The organism is Pseudomonas sp. ICBG1301 (assembly GCF_016918385.1).
GTDB lineage: Bacteria > Pseudomonadota > Gammaproteobacteria > Pseudomonadales > Pseudomonadaceae > Aquipseudomonas > Aquipseudomonas palleroniana.
This window is the reverse complement of sequence record NZ_JAEKGB010000004.1, coordinates 35,684-50,920: the sequence shown is the minus strand read 5'-3', so window position 1 is coordinate 50,920 and position 15,237 is coordinate 35,684. Positions and strand designations below refer to the sequence as shown.

Genomic DNA, 15,237 nt, shown 5'->3' with positions numbered 1-15,237 from the left:
CGATCACTAGGTTGGATCAGAACGCCGGCAGAATCGCGCCCTTGTACTTCTCTAGAATGAACGCTTTCACTTCAGGCGTGTGCAGGGCTGCCACCAGCTTCTTCACCGCATCCGAATCCTTGTTGTCTTCACGGGTCACCAGGATGTTCACGTAAGGCGAGTCGTTGCCTTCGATCACCAGCGCATCCTTGGAAGGGTCCAGCTTGGCTTCCAGGGCGTAGTTGGTGTTGATCAGCGCCAGGTCGACCTGGGTCAGCACGCGCGGCAAGGTGGCGGCTTCCAGTTCGCGGAATTTCAGGTGCTTGGAGTTGGCGGTGATGTCCTTGAGGGTCGACAGGATGTTGGTCGGGTCCTTCAGGGTGATCAGGTTGTGCTTGGCCAGCAGCAACAGTGCGCGGCCGCCGTTGGTGGCATCGTTCGGGATTACCACGTTGGCGCCGTCCGGCAGGTCTTCCAGCTTTTTGTACTTGCTGGAGTAGGCACCCAGGGGTTCCAGGTGCACCGCGCCGACGCTCACCAGGTGAGTGCCCTTGGCCTTGTTGAACTCGTCCAGGTATGGCTGGTGCTGGAAGAAGTTGGCATCCAGGCGCTTTTCAGCCACTTGTACGTTCGGCTGTACATAGTCGGTGAAGACCTTGACGTTCAGGTCCACGCCTTCCTTGGCCAGGGCCGGCTTCACGAATTCGAGGATCTCTGCGTGTGGCACCGGCGATGCGGCGACCGTGAGGGTCTCGGCAGCATGGGCGGAAAACGCGGCAACGGCGGCGAAAGCAACCAGTAGTTTTTTCATCCAGCAAGCTCCTTGTTCGGGCATGTGCCGGCAGGGCCGGCAATGGCCGTTATTTTCGAGAAAAGTGCACCACCAGCTTGTCGCCGACGGTTTGCAGAATTTGCACCAGGATCAACAGCAGCACCACGGTGACCACCATCACATCGGTCTGGAAGCGCTGGTAGCCGAAGCGGATCGCCAGGTCACCCAAACCACCGGCGCCGACCACACCGGCCATGGCGGTGTAGGAAACCAGTGTAATTGCTGTCACCGTAATCGCCGCGAAAATGCCGGGGCGTGCTTCGGGCAGCAACGCGTTGGTGATGATCTGGCGCGTGCTGGCGCCCATGGATTGGGTGGCTTCGATGATGCCGCGGTCCACTTCACGCAAGGCGGTTTCCACCAGGCGTGCGAAGAACGGCGTAGCACCTACCACCAGTGGCGGAATCGCGCCGGCCACACCCAGCGAAGTGCCGGTGATCAGGACCGTGAACGGGATCATCACGATCAGCAGGATGATGAACGGCAACGAGCGCAGGATGTTCACGATCAGCGACAGCAACGCGTACAGGCCCTTCTGTTCGAACAGTTGGCGCGGGCTGCACAGGAACAGCAGCACGCCCAGCGGCAGGCCGAGCAGTACGGTGAAGAACAGCGAGCCGAAGAGCATGGTCATGGTGTCGCCGGTGGCGAGCCAGATTTCGGACCAGTCGATATTGGCGAAGAAACTCAACAGGACTTCCATTAGCGCAGAACCTCCATGTGGACGTCTGCCGCAGTAAAGCGGGCGAAAGCGGCTTCCATGTCCCCGCCGGTAACGGCGAGGGTCAGTTGGCCGTAGGGAATATCTTTGATGCGGTCGATACGACCGGCCAGGATGCTGTAGTCCACACCGGTTTCACGAGCGACGGTGCCCAGCAGCGGCGCGTAGGTCGCTTCGCCCTGGAACGTCAGGCGAATGATTCGACCCGGTACATGGGCAAAATCATCCCGTTGCTCGCTTTCATCGATCTGATCGGCTTCCTGCACGAAACGCTTGGTGGTCGGGTGCTGAGGGTGCAGGAATACTTCGGCGACCGAGCCTTGCTCGACGATCACACCGGCGTCCATCACGGCTACTTGGTCGCAAACGCGGCGGATCACGTCCATTTCATGGGTGATCAGCACGATGGTCAGCTTCAGCTCGCGGTTGATCTCGGCCAGCAGTTGCAGCACCGACGCGGTGGTCTGTGGGTCGAGGGCACTGGTGGCTTCGTCGCACAGCAGGATTTTCGGCTTGGTCGCCAGGGCGCGGGCGATGCCAACGCGTTGCTTCTGGCCGCCGGACAACTGCGCCGGGTACTTCCTGGCGTGGTCCGACAGGCCGACGCGGGCGAGCAGCTCGGCCACGCGCAGGTCGATGTCCTTGCGTGACAATTCGCCGGCCAGGGTCAGCGGCAACGCCACGTTGTCGGCGACGGTCTTGGAGGCCAGCAGGTTGAAGTGCTGGAAGATCATCCCGACTTGCTGGCGGAAACGACGCAGGCCGTTGGCATCCAGGGCGGTGACTTCCTCACCGTCGACAGTAATTTGGCCGCCGCTGGGTTGCTCCAGGCGGTTGATCAGGCGCAGCAGTGTGCTTTTACCCGCACCGGAGTGGCCAATCAGGCCGAATACCTGGCCGTTTTCGACGCGCAGGCTGGTGGGGTGCAGGGCGGGGATTTCCTTACCGGCGACGCGGTAGGTTTTATGGACGTTATGAAACTCGATCACGTAGCGAACCTTGTGGGGCGCATGGAAAAGGGATCAGCGGTTAGCCGGGCGCGCATTTTAGCCTGTCCGTATAGCGTTTCTTAGCATTTATTTCGCATTCAACCAGCGATTTGGCAATAACGCGATCAAAGGTCATAAAAAAGGAACGGTGCAAAAAGGGATCAGTCACTACTTAGGCAATTCGAAATCCCCAGGTGCCGTGCCTGGGGGTTGTTCTAGAAGAGCCGGGGATCGCTCTGGCCACTTTAAGAAGGAGTTTTTGCCCGATGAGTACTAAAAAGCCAGTCACCCCGCCAAAGAGTGAACTTGCGGGGACCGACACCCTGGACCGTGGCAATACCAACGCCAAGCTGCAGGCGCTGGAGGAGTTTCGCTCCGATGCTACCGGCCAGGCCCTGCGCACCAACCAGGGTGTGAAGATTGCCGACAACCAGAACACCCTGAAAGTTGGCACCCGTGGCCCCTCGTTGCTGGAAGACTTCATCATGCGTGAAAAGATCACGCATTTTGACCATGAACGCATCCCGGAGCGCATCGTGCATGCCCGGGGTACCGCGGCCCATGGTTATTTCCAGACTTATGAGAACCACTCGGCGCTGAGCAAGGCCGGGTTTTTGCGCAATCCTGAGCATAAAACCCCGGTATTTGTGCGCTTCTCCACCGTGCAAGGCCCTCGGGGTTCGGGCGACACCGTGCGCGATGTGCGCGGCTTCGCCGTGAAGTTCTTTACCGACGAAGGCAACTTCGATTTGGTGGGCAACAACATGCCGGTATTTTTCATACAGGACGCCATCAAGTTTCCTGACTTCGTACACGCGGTGAAGCCTGAGCCACACAACGAGATTCCTACCGGTGGCTCGGCTCACGATACGTTCTGGGATTTCGTTTCGCTGCAGCCGGAGTCGGCGCACATGGTGCTGTGGGCCATGTCCGACCGCGCCATCCCAAAAAGCCTGCGCGCCATGCAGGGGTTTGGCGTTCACACCTTCCGCATGATCAACACCGAAGGTCAGTCGAGCTTTGTGAAGTTCCACTGGCACCCGAAAGTCGGCACCTGCTCGCTGGTGTGGGACGAGGCGCAAAAGCTTGCCGGTAAAGATACCGATTACCACCGTCGTGACCTTTGGGAAGCGATTGAAAGTGGCGACTACCCTGAGTGGGAATTGGGCGTGCAAATCGTAGCCGAAGAGGATGAGCACAAGTTCGACTTCGACCTGCTCGACCCGACCAAGATCATCCCCGAAGAACTGGTGCCGGTGACACCGCTGGGCAAGATGGTGCTCAACCGCAACCCGGACAACTTCTTTGCCGAAGTCGAGCAGGTCGCCTTTTGCCCAGGCCATATCGTGCCGGGTATCGACTTCACCAATGATCCGTTGCTGCAAGGCCGTCTGTTTTCTTACACGGATACTCAGATCAGCCGACTCGGTGGCCCGAACTTTCACGAATTGCCGATCAATCGTCCGGTCGTGCCTTTCCATAACGGCCAGCGCGATGCCCAACACCGTACGGTGATCGACAAGGGGCGTGCCGCATACGAACCGAATTCGATTGACGGAGGTTGGCCGAAAGAAACGCCTCCGGCTGCCGAGAATGGTGGTTTCGAAAGCTATTACGAGCGCGTCGACGCCAACAAGGTGCGTGAGCGCAGCGAGTCGTTTGGTGATCACTTCTCGCAAGCCACGCTGTTTTTCAACAGCATGAGTCATCACGAGAAAGAGCACATCATCGCGGCCTACAGCTTCGAGTTGGGCAAGGTGGAGCGCGAGTTCATCCGTGCTCGCCAGGTGAATGAGATCCTGGCCAATATCGACCTGGAACTGGCCAAGCGCGTTGCACAGAACCTGGGCTTGCCGGCGCCGACCAAAGGTACGGTGCCGCCACGTAAGGCGTCGTTGAAAGTGTCGCCGGCCTTGAGCCAGGTGAACCTGCTGTCGGGCGATATCAAAACGCGCAAAGTCGCGATTCTGGCGGCTAACGGTGTGGATGGTGCGGCGATTGCGGCGTTGAAGGCAGCGCTGGAAGCCGAAGGTGCGCACGCCAAGTTGCTGGGGCCGACTTCAGCACCGGTGAAGACCGCTGATGGTAAGAGCCTGGCGGTAGATGCGTCGATGGAGGGCATGCCGTCCATTGCGTTTGATGCGGTGTTTGTTCCGGGCGGTAAGGAGTCGATCAAGGCGCTGAGCGGGGATGGCGTGGCGTTGCACTACCTGTTGGAAGCGTACAAGCACCTGAAGGCGATTGCCGTTGCCGGTGATGCCAAACCCTTGTTGGAGCTGCTCAAGCTTGAGGTGGATGCGGGGTTGATCGTGGGTGCGGATGCAAAAGCGTTCAAGGCGTTTTTTGCCGCGATTGCCCAGCATCGGGTGTGGGAGCGTGAACCGAAGGCCAAGGCTATTCCGGCTTAAGTGATCGCAGAACGCTATCGGGAGCAAGCCCCCTCCCACACTTGAATGATGAAGTTTTCAAGTGTGGGAGGGGGCTTGCTCCCGATGCTTTTACTGGGTTTTGCGCGGAATCAGCACAACCTGCGCCGGGATCCTTTTCAGAATCTGCCGGTGGATCTTCAGGTCATATCCCGAATCAATTCGCTTCACCCGTTTGCTCAGCAAGGTGGACAGCCATGGGTAGTCCTGGGTGCGCGGCACTTGAATGCTCACGTCGCACTGGTAATTCACCACGTCGGTGGCAATCGCATCCAGTTGATGGCGAAGTTCTTCTATGTCGGTGAGGTTCAGCGCCACGGTCGTGCTTTCGGCTGCCGGGTCGATGACTTTGGCGACAGGCTTGGTTTCGGCGGCTTTCAACGCCGCTTCGGCCTTATCCAGCTCGGCTTTGCGGGCGTGGCTGATGGCGTTGTTGACGCCGCCGGTCAGCGCGGGCGCCTTGGGCATCAATGCGCGTGCACGGCTCAGCGCCGTGGCGGCGGCGTTGACGTCACCCTTTTGCAAGACGATCTGGCTGCGTTGCAGGTAGGCTTCGGCCAACTGGCGTTGGTAAGTTTCCAGGGCCGGGTCGTCAGGCGACTGGGCCTGCAATGCGGCGAGTTGATCTTCAGCGGTGGCCAGCTCGCTGCTGGCCAGGTTTTGCTCCAGTTGCGCGATGGCCACGGCACGCGCATCCGGGGCTGCGGGAGCGGCCGGCGGTGTGCTTTGGCAGGCGCCCAGCAGCAGGGAAAATGCGGCAAGGAGCAGATAACGGGCGTTGAACGGCTTCATTCCTGCGACTCTCTAATTGCGCAAAAAGCGAGCAAGTCTACACCCCTCGACGGGGCAGGACAAAACTCAGCAGAAACAGGGCGGCCGCCGTTACCACAATCGACGGTCCTGCGGGCGTGTCCTTGAACCAGGACAGCGCCAGGCCCCCGCACACTGCCAGCATCCCCAGCAGGCTGGCGCCGATGGCCATCTGCTCGGGGGAGCGGGCATGGCGCTGGGCGGCTGCGGCGGGAATGATCAGCAGCGACGTGATCAACAATACGCCGACTATCTTCATCGCAACAGCAATCACCACCGCGATCAACAGCATCAGGGCCATGCGCAGCGCTGGCACGGGCAAACCTTCCACCGTGGCCAGTTCTTCATGCACTGTGATTGCCAGCAACGGGCGCCACAGGGTTACCAGCAAAACCAGTACGACGGCGCTGCCGCCGAGTATCCAGGCAAGGTCGCTAGGGCTGATCGCCAGCAGATCGCCAAACAGGTAGGCCATCAAGTCGATGCGTACTTCGTGCATGAAGCTCAGTACCACCAGGCCCAGGGACAGGGTGCTTGGAGCCAGGATGCCCAATAGCGTGTCGGAGGCCAGCGGCTGGCGTTGTTGCAGCGTCACCAGCAGGACCGCCAGCAGCAGGCAGCCCACGGTGACGGCGAGGGTCGGGCTCACATCCAGCAAAAAGCCCAAGGCGACGCCCAGCAGGGCGGCGTGGGACAAGGTGTCGCCGAAATAGGCCATGCGCCGCCAGACCACGAACGAGCCCAATGGGCCCGCCACCAATGCCAAAGCCAAGCCTGCCAGCAGGGCGTACAGCAGAAAATCAGCCATGCTTGCAGCTATCTCCATGAACGTGGGTATGAGGTTTGGCCGGATCAGTCACGACGGCGCCATGCAAGTCATGGGCATGATCGTGATGGTGGTGGTAGATCGCCAGGCTTTGCGCGTTCTTGCCGAACAACTCGACGAAGGCCGGGTCACCGCTGACCTGTTCCGGGTGGCCGGAGCAGCACACATGGCGGTTGAGGCACACCACTTGGTCAGTGGTGCTCATCACCAGGTGCAGGTCGTGGGAGACCATCAGCACGCCGCAGCCATGGCGGTCGCGCAGGCGGGTGATCAGGCTGTACAGCTCGGCCTGGCCTGCGACGTCGACGCCTTGTACAGGTTCGTCCAGTACCAGCAGTTCGGGCTCGCGCAACAGGGCGCGGGCCAGCAATACGCGCTGCATTTCGCCGCCGGAGATGCTTTGCACCGGGCTGTCGATGACCTGCTCGGCGCCGACCTCCTTGAGCGCGGCCAGCGCGCGGGTACGGTCGACACCGGGCACCAGGCGCAGAAAGCGCAGTACCGACAGGGGCAGCGTCGGATCGACGTGCAGCTTCTGCGGCATGTAGCCGACACGCAGCTTGGATTTGCGCCATACACGGCCGCTGTCGGGCTTGAGCAAACCGAGCACGGCACGCACCAGGGTGGTCTTGCCCGCGCCATTGGGGCCGATCAGCGTAACGATCTGCCCGGGCTCGACGCTCAGCGCGATGTTATCCAGTACGTTTTGCCCGGCGAACGTGACCGCGACCTGTTCCAGGCGGATTAACGCGTTGCTCATCAAGCCCCCTGGCAACCCGAGCAGAGCCCGACCACTTCGACCGTTTGCCCTTCAACCTTGAAGCCGACGTCGGCGGAGCTCTGGATGATGGCGTCGCTGATGCTTTTCTGTTCAAGCTCGATGGCGGCGTGGCACTCCCGGCAGATCAGGAACTGGCCTTGATGCGCGTGCTCCGGATGGCTGCAGCCGACAAAGGCATTGAGGGAGGCGATGCGATGCACCAAGCCGTTCTCCAGTAGGAAGTCCAGCGCGCGGTATACGGTCGGCGGCGCGGCGCGGCGGCCGTCCTGCTCGCTGAGCACGCCAAGAATGTCGTAGGCGCCCAGCGGCTTGTGGCTTTGCCACACCAGTTCCAGTACCCGACGGCGCAATGCGGTCAGGCGCAGGCCCTTCTGCGTACACAGGGTGTCGGCTTCCGACAGCGCGGTATGCACGCAGTGGGAGTGGTCGTGGGGACGGCTGGCAAGCGGTGTTTTAGGCATGAGCGGCGACAGACATTTGATAGAGACGTTATTATGTTACCCGTTCCTACGCCATCGAGTGGTCATCGTGTTCCGACTTTTTCCCGTTTTTGTCGTATTTGTCACCAGTTTGTTCGTTACCGCAGCCGCTCAGGCTGAGGTCAAGGTGTTGACCAGCATCAAGCCGTTGCAGCTGATTGCCGCTGCCGTGCAGGATGGCGTGGCGATCCCGGAGGTCTTGTTGCCGCCTGGCGCATCGCCGCATAACTATGCCTTGCGCCCATCCGACGTACGGCGCGTGCAGTCGGTGGACCTGCTGTATTGGATCGGCCCGGACATGGAGAGCTTCCTGCCGCGTGTGCTCAAGGGGCGTAGCCTGCCGACCGTCGCGGTACAGGATCTTCCAGGCATGAAGCTGCGTCGTTTCGCCGAAGATAGCCACTCCCACGCTGACGAAGCCGACGAACATGACCACGACCATCGCCCGGGCAGCCTGGATGCGCACCTGTGGCTATCGACGGTCAACGCGCGGGTGATTGCGGCACGCATGGCTGCTGATCTCAGCGCTGCCGACCCGGCCAATGCCGCGCGTTATCAGAGTAACGTGAAGGCTTTCGATGAGCGTCTGGATGCGTTGGACGCACGGTTGAAGGCCCGCCTGGCGACCATCGGCGACAAACCCTACTTCGTGTTCCATGAAGCTTTTGATTACTTCGAAGACGCCTATGGGCTCAAGCACACCGGTGTGTTCAGCGTGGCTGCCGAAGTACAGCCGGGTGCCCAGCACGTCGCGGCGATGCGCACGCGCCTGCAGGAAGTGGGCAAGACATGTGTGTTCAGTGAGCCGCCGTTGCGTCCGCGTTTGGCTGAGACGCTGGTGGCCGGCCTGCCGGTGAAGTTGGCGGAGTTGGATGCATTGGGCGGCTACACACCGGCCACGGCTCAAGGGTACGAGCAGGTGCTGGAGAAGCTCGGTAACGATTTGGCTGGGTGCCTGGAGTCGCTCTGACGGTTAACGCAAAACCCATGTGGGAGCGGGTTTGCTCCCACATTTTTTGACCGAGTGGGTCCTTTAAAGGGCGAACGGCAGTTGGATCGTGACCTGCTGACGCTGCGCCAAACGGTGCTCGAACTCGGCGGGGTCGTGAATCAGCACATCCTGCCCGGCAAACGACTCAGCGGCGATCAGCCGTGACAGCCAGAACCGCACACAAGCCACCCGTAACATCGTCGGCCACAATTCGGCCTCCTTCGCCGTGAACGGCCGCAGGCTCGCGTAGGCGCCCAGCAGTGCGCGGGCACGCGGCCCATCAATCACGCCTTGCGCATCCGAGCACCAGTCATTCAGGGCGATTGCCACGTCGTACAGCATCGGGCCGGAGCAGGCGTTGTAGAAGTCGATCAATCCTGTGAGATGCGTGCCTTCAAACATCGCATTGTCGCGGAACAGGTCGGCGTGCACGTTGGCGCGTGGCAAGGCCAGGATCTCGGCCTTGTGGGCGTCGATCTCGGTCAATGCCGCTTGCAGCAAGCTTTGCTGCGCTTCGTTCAAGTGCGAAATCAGCTGTGCCCCTTCACTGAGCATCCACTCCAGCCCGCGATCGGTCTTGCGTTCCAGCACCTTCTCGCCTTGGGTGGCCAGGTGCAGGTGGCCCAGCAGGTCACCGACCTGGGCGCAATGTTGGGCGTTGGCGTCCTTGATGTGCTTGCCGGCCAGGCGCGGTTGCAGCAGCGCCGGTTTGCCGGCCAGCGTGCGCAGGGCGACGCCGTCGGTGGTGCGCAGGGCATAAGGCACTGGCAGGTCAGCGTCGTGGAGCACGTCGAGCAACTCGATGAAGAACGGCATCTCCGCGACGGGGCCGCGCTCAACCAGGGTCAGGACAAACTCGCCCTGTTCCAGGCTGATAAAGAAATTGGTGTTTTCGCTGCCAGCGGCAATCCCCTGGAAATCAAGCAGGCGGCCGAGCCCGTAAGGGGCGAGAAAGGTTTCCAGCTCGGGCCGAGCCAGGGGGGTAAACACAGACATGGTTAAAACTGCCAGTACGGGCGCCGCGATGTGCGGCGCCAATTGAAGTTAAGAAATCATTTCCATTCGAAGATCTTCCATGACGGGATCAGCATATCCGGTTGGTCAGAGCGGATGAAGTTCGCGTCGGTCCCGTCCGCGCGCACCAGGAAATACGGTGGGGCACCCTTTACAGTGACCTTGATTGCGTACAGGAAACCGTTTTGGCGGTACTCCTGGATGGTTCTGTCGCCTTCCGTGCGAATGGTAACTTCCGGATCGCCCGAAGGGGCGCTGTCTGCCGCCATGGCAGCCATCGGAGCGAGTGCAATCAAGCCAGTGAGGAGCAGGCGATTGAATGTACGCATGATAACCTTGTCCCTTTGTCGTCATTGGTCCGGCTATTCTAGCGCCTGACCCGCCGAAAAGGTTGATCCTGCTCATGAGCCAAGCCCCCCTCGTCCTGGTGGACGGTTCTTCTTATCTGTATCGCGCGTTCCACGCGCTGCCACCGCTCACCACTTCCAAAGGCCTGCCGACCGGTGCGGTCAAGGGCGTGTTGAACATGCTCAAAAGCCTGCGCAAGCAGTACCCGGACAGCCCTTTCGCCGTGGTGTTTGACGCCAAGGGTGGGACTTTTCGCGATGACATGTACGCCGAATACAAGGCCAATCGCCCGAGCATGCCTGATGACATGCGCCTGCAGATCGAGCCGCTGCACCAGAGCGTGATTGCCCTGGGCTTCCCGCTGTTGTGCGTCGAAGGCGTCGAGGCCGATGACGTGATCGGCACCCTGGCCCGCAGCAGCGCAGCGGCCAACCGACCGGTGGTGATTTCCACCGGTGACAAAGACATGGCGCAGCTGGTCGATGGGCACATTACCTTGGTCAATACCATGACCGGTAGTTCGATGGACATCGAAGGCGTAAAGGAGAAATTTGGCGTCGCTCCGGAGCAGATCATCGACTATCTGGCGTTGATGGGGGATTCGTCTGACAACATTCCGGGCGTTCCGGGTATTGGTCCGAAGACCGCTTCCGGCTTGCTGGTGGGCGTGAATGGTGGGATCAAAGAGCTGTATGAGCAGTTGGATATCGTGCCGACCCTGCCGATCCGTGGGGCCAAGGCCCTGCCGGCCAAGTTGGAAGAGCATAAGGAGATGGCGTTCCTTTCTTACCAACTGGCGACGATCAAGTGTGATGTGCCGCTGCACGTCGGCCTGGAAGACCTGCACCTGATCGAACCCGATCGTGAAAAGCTGCTGGAGCTGTACACGCTGCTGGAGTTCAAGAGCTGGTTTGACGAGATCCAGCGTGATGCCAAGCGCGTGGAACTCAACACGGCGCCCGTTGCTGAAGCCGTTGTGGAGGCGGTGGTGGTTGCGCCTGTCGAGGCGCGTTACACCACAATCCTTGACCAGGCGACCTTCGATGTCTGGCTGAAGAAGCTCAATGATGCGAAGTTGTTCGCGTTCGATACCGAAACCACCGGCATCGACGCCCAGCAGGCGCAGTTGGTCGGGGTTTCATTCGCGGTGCAGCCCCATGAAGCCGCGTACATTCCGTTGACGCATTCCTATATCGGCGCGCCGCCGCAGCTGGATCGCGACAGCGTGTTGCTCGCGTTGAAACCATTGCTGGAGGACCCAACCAAGCTCAAGGTCGGCCAGCACGCCAAGTTCGACATGAACATCCTGGCCAACTGCGCCATCGGTGGCGACCCGGCGCAGGGCATTACCGTGCGTGGTATCGCCTTCGACACCATGCTCGAATCCTATGTGCTCAACTCCACGGCAACCCGGCATGACATGGACAGCCTGGCCAAGAAGTACCTGGACTACGACACCGTCAGTTTCCAGGACATCGCCGGCAAGGGCGCCAAGCAGCTGACATTCGACCAGATCCCGCTTGAACAAGCCGGTCCCTACGCGGCGGAAGATGCCGATGTGACATTGCGTCTGCATCAGGCGCTGCATGCGCAACTGGCGGCCATTCCAAGCCTGGCCGGCGTATTGACCGACATCGAGATTCCACTGGTGCCGGTGTTGGCGCGGATCGAGCGTCAGGGGGCCTTGGTGGATAAGGATCTGCTGGGCGTTCAGAGCATCGAGCTGGGCAACAAGATGGTCGAGCTGGAGCGTCAGGCGTTCGAGATCGCCGGTGAGGCTTTCAACCTGGGTTCGCCCAAGCAGCTAGGGGCGATTCTCTACGAGAAACTGGGCCTGCCGGTATTGAAGAAGACCGGCAAAGGCCAGGCGTCGACTGCTGAAGAAGTTCTGGCCAAGCTGGCCGAAGATGACTTCCTGTTGCCCAAGGTGCTGATGCAGTACCGCAGCATGAGCAAGCTCAAAAGCACCTATACCGACCGGCTGCCGGAGCAGATCAACCCACGCACCGGGCGCATTCACACGTCTTATCACCAGGCGGTGGCGGCAACCGGGCGTTTGTCTTCCAGCGATCCGAACCTGCAGAACATACCGGTGCGCACCGCCGAAGGGCGGCGGATTCGCCAGGCATTCGTCGCGCCCAAGGGCTACAAACTGCTGGCGGCGGATTATTCCCAGATCGAATTGCGGATCATGGCGCACTTGTCCAAGGACGAGGGCCTGATGAATGCCTTCCGCAACAACCTGGACGTGCATACGGCGACGGCCGCCGAGGTGTTCAAGGTCGAGTTGGCCGAGGTCACGTCCGACCAGCGTCGCAGTGCCAAGGCGATCAACTTTGGCCTGATCTACGGGATGGGGGCGCAGAAGCTCGGCAAGGATATTGGAGTCGATACCAAGACCGCCAAGGCCTACATCGATGTGTACTTCGCACGTTACCCGGGCGTTCGCGAATATATGGAGCGCACCCGCGCCCAGGCTGCCGACCAGGGCTATGTAGAAACCTTCTTCGGGCGTCGGCTGTATTTGCCCGACATCAACTCCAATAAACCCCAGGACCGCGCAGCCGCCGAGCGCACGGCGATCAACGCGCCGATGCAAGGCACTGCGGCGGACATCATCAAGAAAGCCATGGTGCGGGTGGATGACTGGCTGACGGAATCGGGTCTGGATGCCAAGGTTATCCTCCAGGTGCACGACGAACTGGTGCTTGAGGTGCGTGAAGACCTGGTGGCGCAAGTCAGCGAAAAGATCCGCGAACACATGAGTGCGGCGGCGCAATTGGATGTGCCGTTGGTGGTGGATGTGGGAGTGGGCAATAACTGGGACGAGGCGCACTGATTTGGCGGCTCTGCCATCACCAACCGTGATGGCAGGGCGCTTTAGATCAGAAATCGATACTGGTTATTTCCAATAGTTTTTTTGATCTGCCGGAACTTAACCCGTGAACTGCCACTCAGAGTTACTGAATGGGTGGTGAAGCCCTTCAATGCTCCTATGTTGTGTTAAGTGTTGGCAGATATCTGGACCCCGCCCTAGCGGTCCGGAACTTGAACCCCGAACTTCCCCTCCCCATACGAAGTCCGGGGTTTTTTTTGCCCGCAGAAAAGTTATTCCGCGATTTCAGCGCCCTTGTCCGTCAATTCCATCCAGCCGGCCAGCACGGTGTAAGCCTCTTCCAGGCCCATGCGCTTGGGTGCCGAGAACAGTTGGATGGTGATCGCATCACCCCAACCTTTGCGGATTTCCGATTGGACCTTGAGCAGCGTGTTCTTGGCTGCGCCGTAGGTCAACTTGTCGGCCTTGGTCAGCAGGATATGCATCGGCATGCCGCTGGCTACGGCCCAGTCGAGCATCAACAAGTCGAAGTCGGTCATTGGATGACGGATGTCCATCATCAGGATCAAGCCCTTCAAACTCTCGCGGCCACCCAGGTAAGCCTCCAGGTGACGCTGCCAGTGCAGCTTCAGCGGGATAGGTACTTTTGCGTAACCGTAGCCCGGCAGGTCGACCAGACGCCGATCATCGTCTAGCTTGAAGAAATTGAGCAGCTGCGTGCGGCCCGGGGTTTTCGAGGTGCGCGCCAGGCTGGCATGGGTCAGGGTGTTCAGTGCGCTGGATTTGCCGGCGTTGGAGCGACCGGCAAAGGCGACTTCAAAACCTTCGTCATCGGGGCATTGGTCAACTTTGGCGGCGCTGAGCATGAACGTGGACTGTTGGCACAGACCGAGGATGGGATTCTTGAGTTGCATGAGATTTCCGATGTGGGCGGTGCCGAGAATGGGTGCGGCAAGCGGTGTCGTTTCCGTTTCAGTAGCGCCAGTATATAATGCCGCAGATTTTGTGTGTGCTTTGTCCCAGCGAAGGATGAAGTTCACGGGAGCGAAAGACCTTCATTGCGCATTAGAACGCAAAACGCTCTCAAACCCTGAAAAGGTCGATGTATGACCCGCAGGTTGCTCGCTTTTGGTGTCCTGATTCCGCTTTATGGCGCTCAGGCTACACAGGAACCGGAAGCGGTGTACAACCGAGTTTGCGTGGCTTGCCATGCCGGCCAACTGCCCAACGCCCCTAAGCGGGGTGATCAGGTAGCGTGGGCGCCCAGACTGGCGCAGGGCATGGATACGCTGGTGCAACACGTAACCCAGGGTTTCAAGGCAATGCCGCCGCGTGGTTTGTGCATGGACTGCAGTACTGAGGATTACCAGGCCGTCATTGAATTGATGGCGAGTAAACCCGGTAGATAACTCTTAAACCCTTAGCCGTAGTTGGATTAGCTGATGAACAAACTGATCGTGAGTCTGCTGTTGACCTTGGGCATCACCGGTGTTGCCCATGCTGCAGGCGACGCTACAGCGGGCCAGGCGAAAGCCGCCGTGTGTGGTGCTTGCCATGGACCGGATGGCAACAGCCCGGCGCCGAACTTCCCCAAACTGGCCGGCCAGGGTGAGCGTTACCTGACCAAGCAGATGCACGACATCAAGGATGGCAAGCGCACGGTGCTGGAAATGACCGGCTTGCTGACCAACCTCAGTGATCAGGACCTGGCAGATATCGCGGCGTATTTTGCCAGCCAGAAAGGCAGTGTGGGAGCTGCCGATCCGAAACTGGTCGAAAAAGGCCAGGCATTGTTCCAAGGTGGCAAGCTCGCTGAAGACCAGCCTATTGGCGGCATGCCCGCTTGCAAGGCGTGCCACATCCCGGACGGCGGTGGTCTCGCCGCTGCAGGCTTCCCTCATCTGAGTGGCCAGCACGCCCAATACACCGCCAAGCAATTGAAGGACTTCCGCGAGAAAGTTCGTTATATCGATGGCGATGCGGGTAACAAAATGATGGGCGACATTGCTGCCAAGCTTTCGGATAAAGATATCGACGCAGTGTCCAGCTACATCCAAGGGCTGCACTGACAGGGCCGGCGACGTTAACGCTCGATTAATCCATCGATGCAAGCATAAAAAGGGTGGCTTAGGCCGCCCTTTTTTGTGGCCGCTGCCGTTACACTAACGAAATCATGTCCGCGTAGACCTGTCATAACAAAGGTCG

15 protein-coding genes are annotated in these 15,237 nt (G+C 59.9%); 5 read left to right on the top strand and 10 right to left on the bottom strand.

Features of this window, described 5'->3' with window-relative positions:
• Positions 1 to 16 precede the first annotated feature (16 nt).
• From JBE38_RS10290 to JBE38_RS10280, 3 genes are read right to left on the bottom strand one after another with little or no spacing between them, the layout of a single operon-like run.
• Positions 17 to 790: a MetQ/NlpA family ABC transporter substrate-binding protein gene (locus tag JBE38_RS10290; RefSeq protein ID WP_205344248.1), complete on the bottom strand. Its 774-nt coding sequence runs from the start codon at positions 788 to 790 to the stop codon at positions 17 to 19.
• A 49-nt stretch (positions 791 to 839) separates the two neighbouring features.
• Positions 840 to 1,514, bottom strand: a complete 675-nt coding sequence (locus JBE38_RS10285) for a methionine ABC transporter permease (protein ID WP_060756501.1) — start codon at positions 1,512 to 1,514, stop codon at positions 840 to 842.
• A complete protein-coding gene (locus tag JBE38_RS10280; protein WP_161548500.1) occupies positions 1,514 to 2,521 on the bottom strand; it encodes a methionine ABC transporter ATP-binding protein in 1,008 nt (335 codons plus the stop codon). The genes JBE38_RS10285 and JBE38_RS10280 overlap by 1 nt, the downstream gene beginning before the upstream one ends.
• Positions 2,522 to 2,787: 266 nt before the next feature.
• On the opposite strand from JBE38_RS10280, the gene katE reads away from it, so the two are divergent.
• Positions 2,788 to 4,929 carry a catalase HPII gene (katE, locus tag JBE38_RS10275; protein ID WP_205344247.1) on the top strand — a complete coding sequence of 714 codons (2,142 nt, stop codon included), beginning with the start codon at positions 2,788 to 2,790 and terminating at the stop codon, positions 4,927 to 4,929.
• 90 nt (positions 4,930 to 5,019) lie between these two features.
• Here katE and JBE38_RS10270 read toward each other — a convergent pair whose 3' ends face one another.
• From JBE38_RS10270 to JBE38_RS10255, 4 genes are read right to left on the bottom strand one after another with little or no spacing between them, the layout of a single operon-like run.
• Entirely contained in the window at positions 5,020 to 5,739 is a 720-nt protein-coding gene (locus JBE38_RS10270; protein WP_161548499.1) for a PA5502 family lipoprotein, read from the bottom strand.
• 37 nt (positions 5,740 to 5,776) lie between these two features.
• Complete coding sequence (gene znuB / locus JBE38_RS10265; RefSeq protein ID WP_205344246.1) at positions 5,777 to 6,565, bottom strand: zinc ABC transporter permease subunit ZnuB; 789 nt, start codon at positions 6,563 to 6,565, stop codon at positions 5,777 to 5,779.
• Complete coding sequence (gene znuC, locus JBE38_RS10260; protein WP_205344245.1) at positions 6,558 to 7,343, bottom strand: zinc ABC transporter ATP-binding protein ZnuC; 786 nt, start codon at positions 7,341 to 7,343, stop codon at positions 6,558 to 6,560. The genes znuB and znuC overlap by 8 nt, the downstream gene beginning before the upstream one ends.
• Positions 7,343 to 7,825, bottom strand: a complete 483-nt coding sequence (locus JBE38_RS10255) for a Fur family transcriptional regulator (protein ID WP_060756495.1) — start codon at positions 7,823 to 7,825, stop codon at positions 7,343 to 7,345. Before JBE38_RS10255 ends, znuC begins: the two co-directional genes overlap by 1 nt.
• Before the next feature lie 58 nt (positions 7,826 to 7,883).
• On the opposite strand from JBE38_RS10255, the gene JBE38_RS10250 reads away from it, so the two are divergent.
• Positions 7,884 to 8,813, top strand: a complete 930-nt coding sequence (locus JBE38_RS10250) for a zinc ABC transporter substrate-binding protein ZnuA (RefSeq protein ID WP_090367713.1) — start codon at positions 7,884 to 7,886, stop codon at positions 8,811 to 8,813.
• Positions 8,814 to 8,876: 63 nt separating this feature from the next.
• Here the strand turns inward: JBE38_RS10250 and JBE38_RS10245 are convergent, their stop codons facing one another.
• Positions 8,877 to 9,830: a homoserine kinase gene (locus JBE38_RS10245; RefSeq protein WP_090367711.1), complete on the bottom strand. Its 954-nt coding sequence runs from the start codon at positions 9,828 to 9,830 to the stop codon at positions 8,877 to 8,879.
• Between the two features lie 56 nt (positions 9,831 to 9,886).
• Positions 9,887 to 10,177 carry a DUF2782 domain-containing protein gene (locus JBE38_RS10240; RefSeq protein WP_060756492.1) on the bottom strand — a complete coding sequence of 97 codons (291 nt, stop codon included), beginning with the start codon at positions 10,175 to 10,177 and terminating at the stop codon, positions 9,887 to 9,889.
• Positions 10,178 to 10,251: 74 nt separating this feature from the next.
• Between JBE38_RS10240 and polA the strand changes: the two genes are divergently transcribed.
• A complete protein-coding gene (gene polA / locus JBE38_RS10235) occupies positions 10,252 to 13,035 on the top strand; it encodes a DNA polymerase I (protein ID WP_205344244.1) in 2,784 nt (927 codons plus the stop codon).
• A 269-nt stretch (positions 13,036 to 13,304) separates the two neighbouring features.
• Here polA and yihA read toward each other — a convergent pair whose 3' ends face one another.
• A complete protein-coding gene (gene yihA, locus JBE38_RS10230; protein WP_205344243.1) occupies positions 13,305 to 13,946 on the bottom strand; it encodes a ribosome biogenesis GTP-binding protein YihA/YsxC in 642 nt (213 codons plus the stop codon).
• 192 nt (positions 13,947 to 14,138) lie between these two features.
• Between yihA and JBE38_RS10225 the strand changes: the two genes are divergently transcribed.
• Positions 14,139 to 14,441, top strand: a complete 303-nt coding sequence (locus JBE38_RS10225; RefSeq protein ID WP_205344242.1) for a c-type cytochrome — start codon at positions 14,139 to 14,141, stop codon at positions 14,439 to 14,441.
• A 33-nt stretch (positions 14,442 to 14,474) separates the two neighbouring features.
• Positions 14,475 to 15,101, top strand: a complete 627-nt coding sequence (locus JBE38_RS10220) for a c-type cytochrome (RefSeq protein ID WP_090367705.1) — start codon at positions 14,475 to 14,477, stop codon at positions 15,099 to 15,101.
• Positions 15,102 to 15,237: the final 136 nt, after the last annotated feature.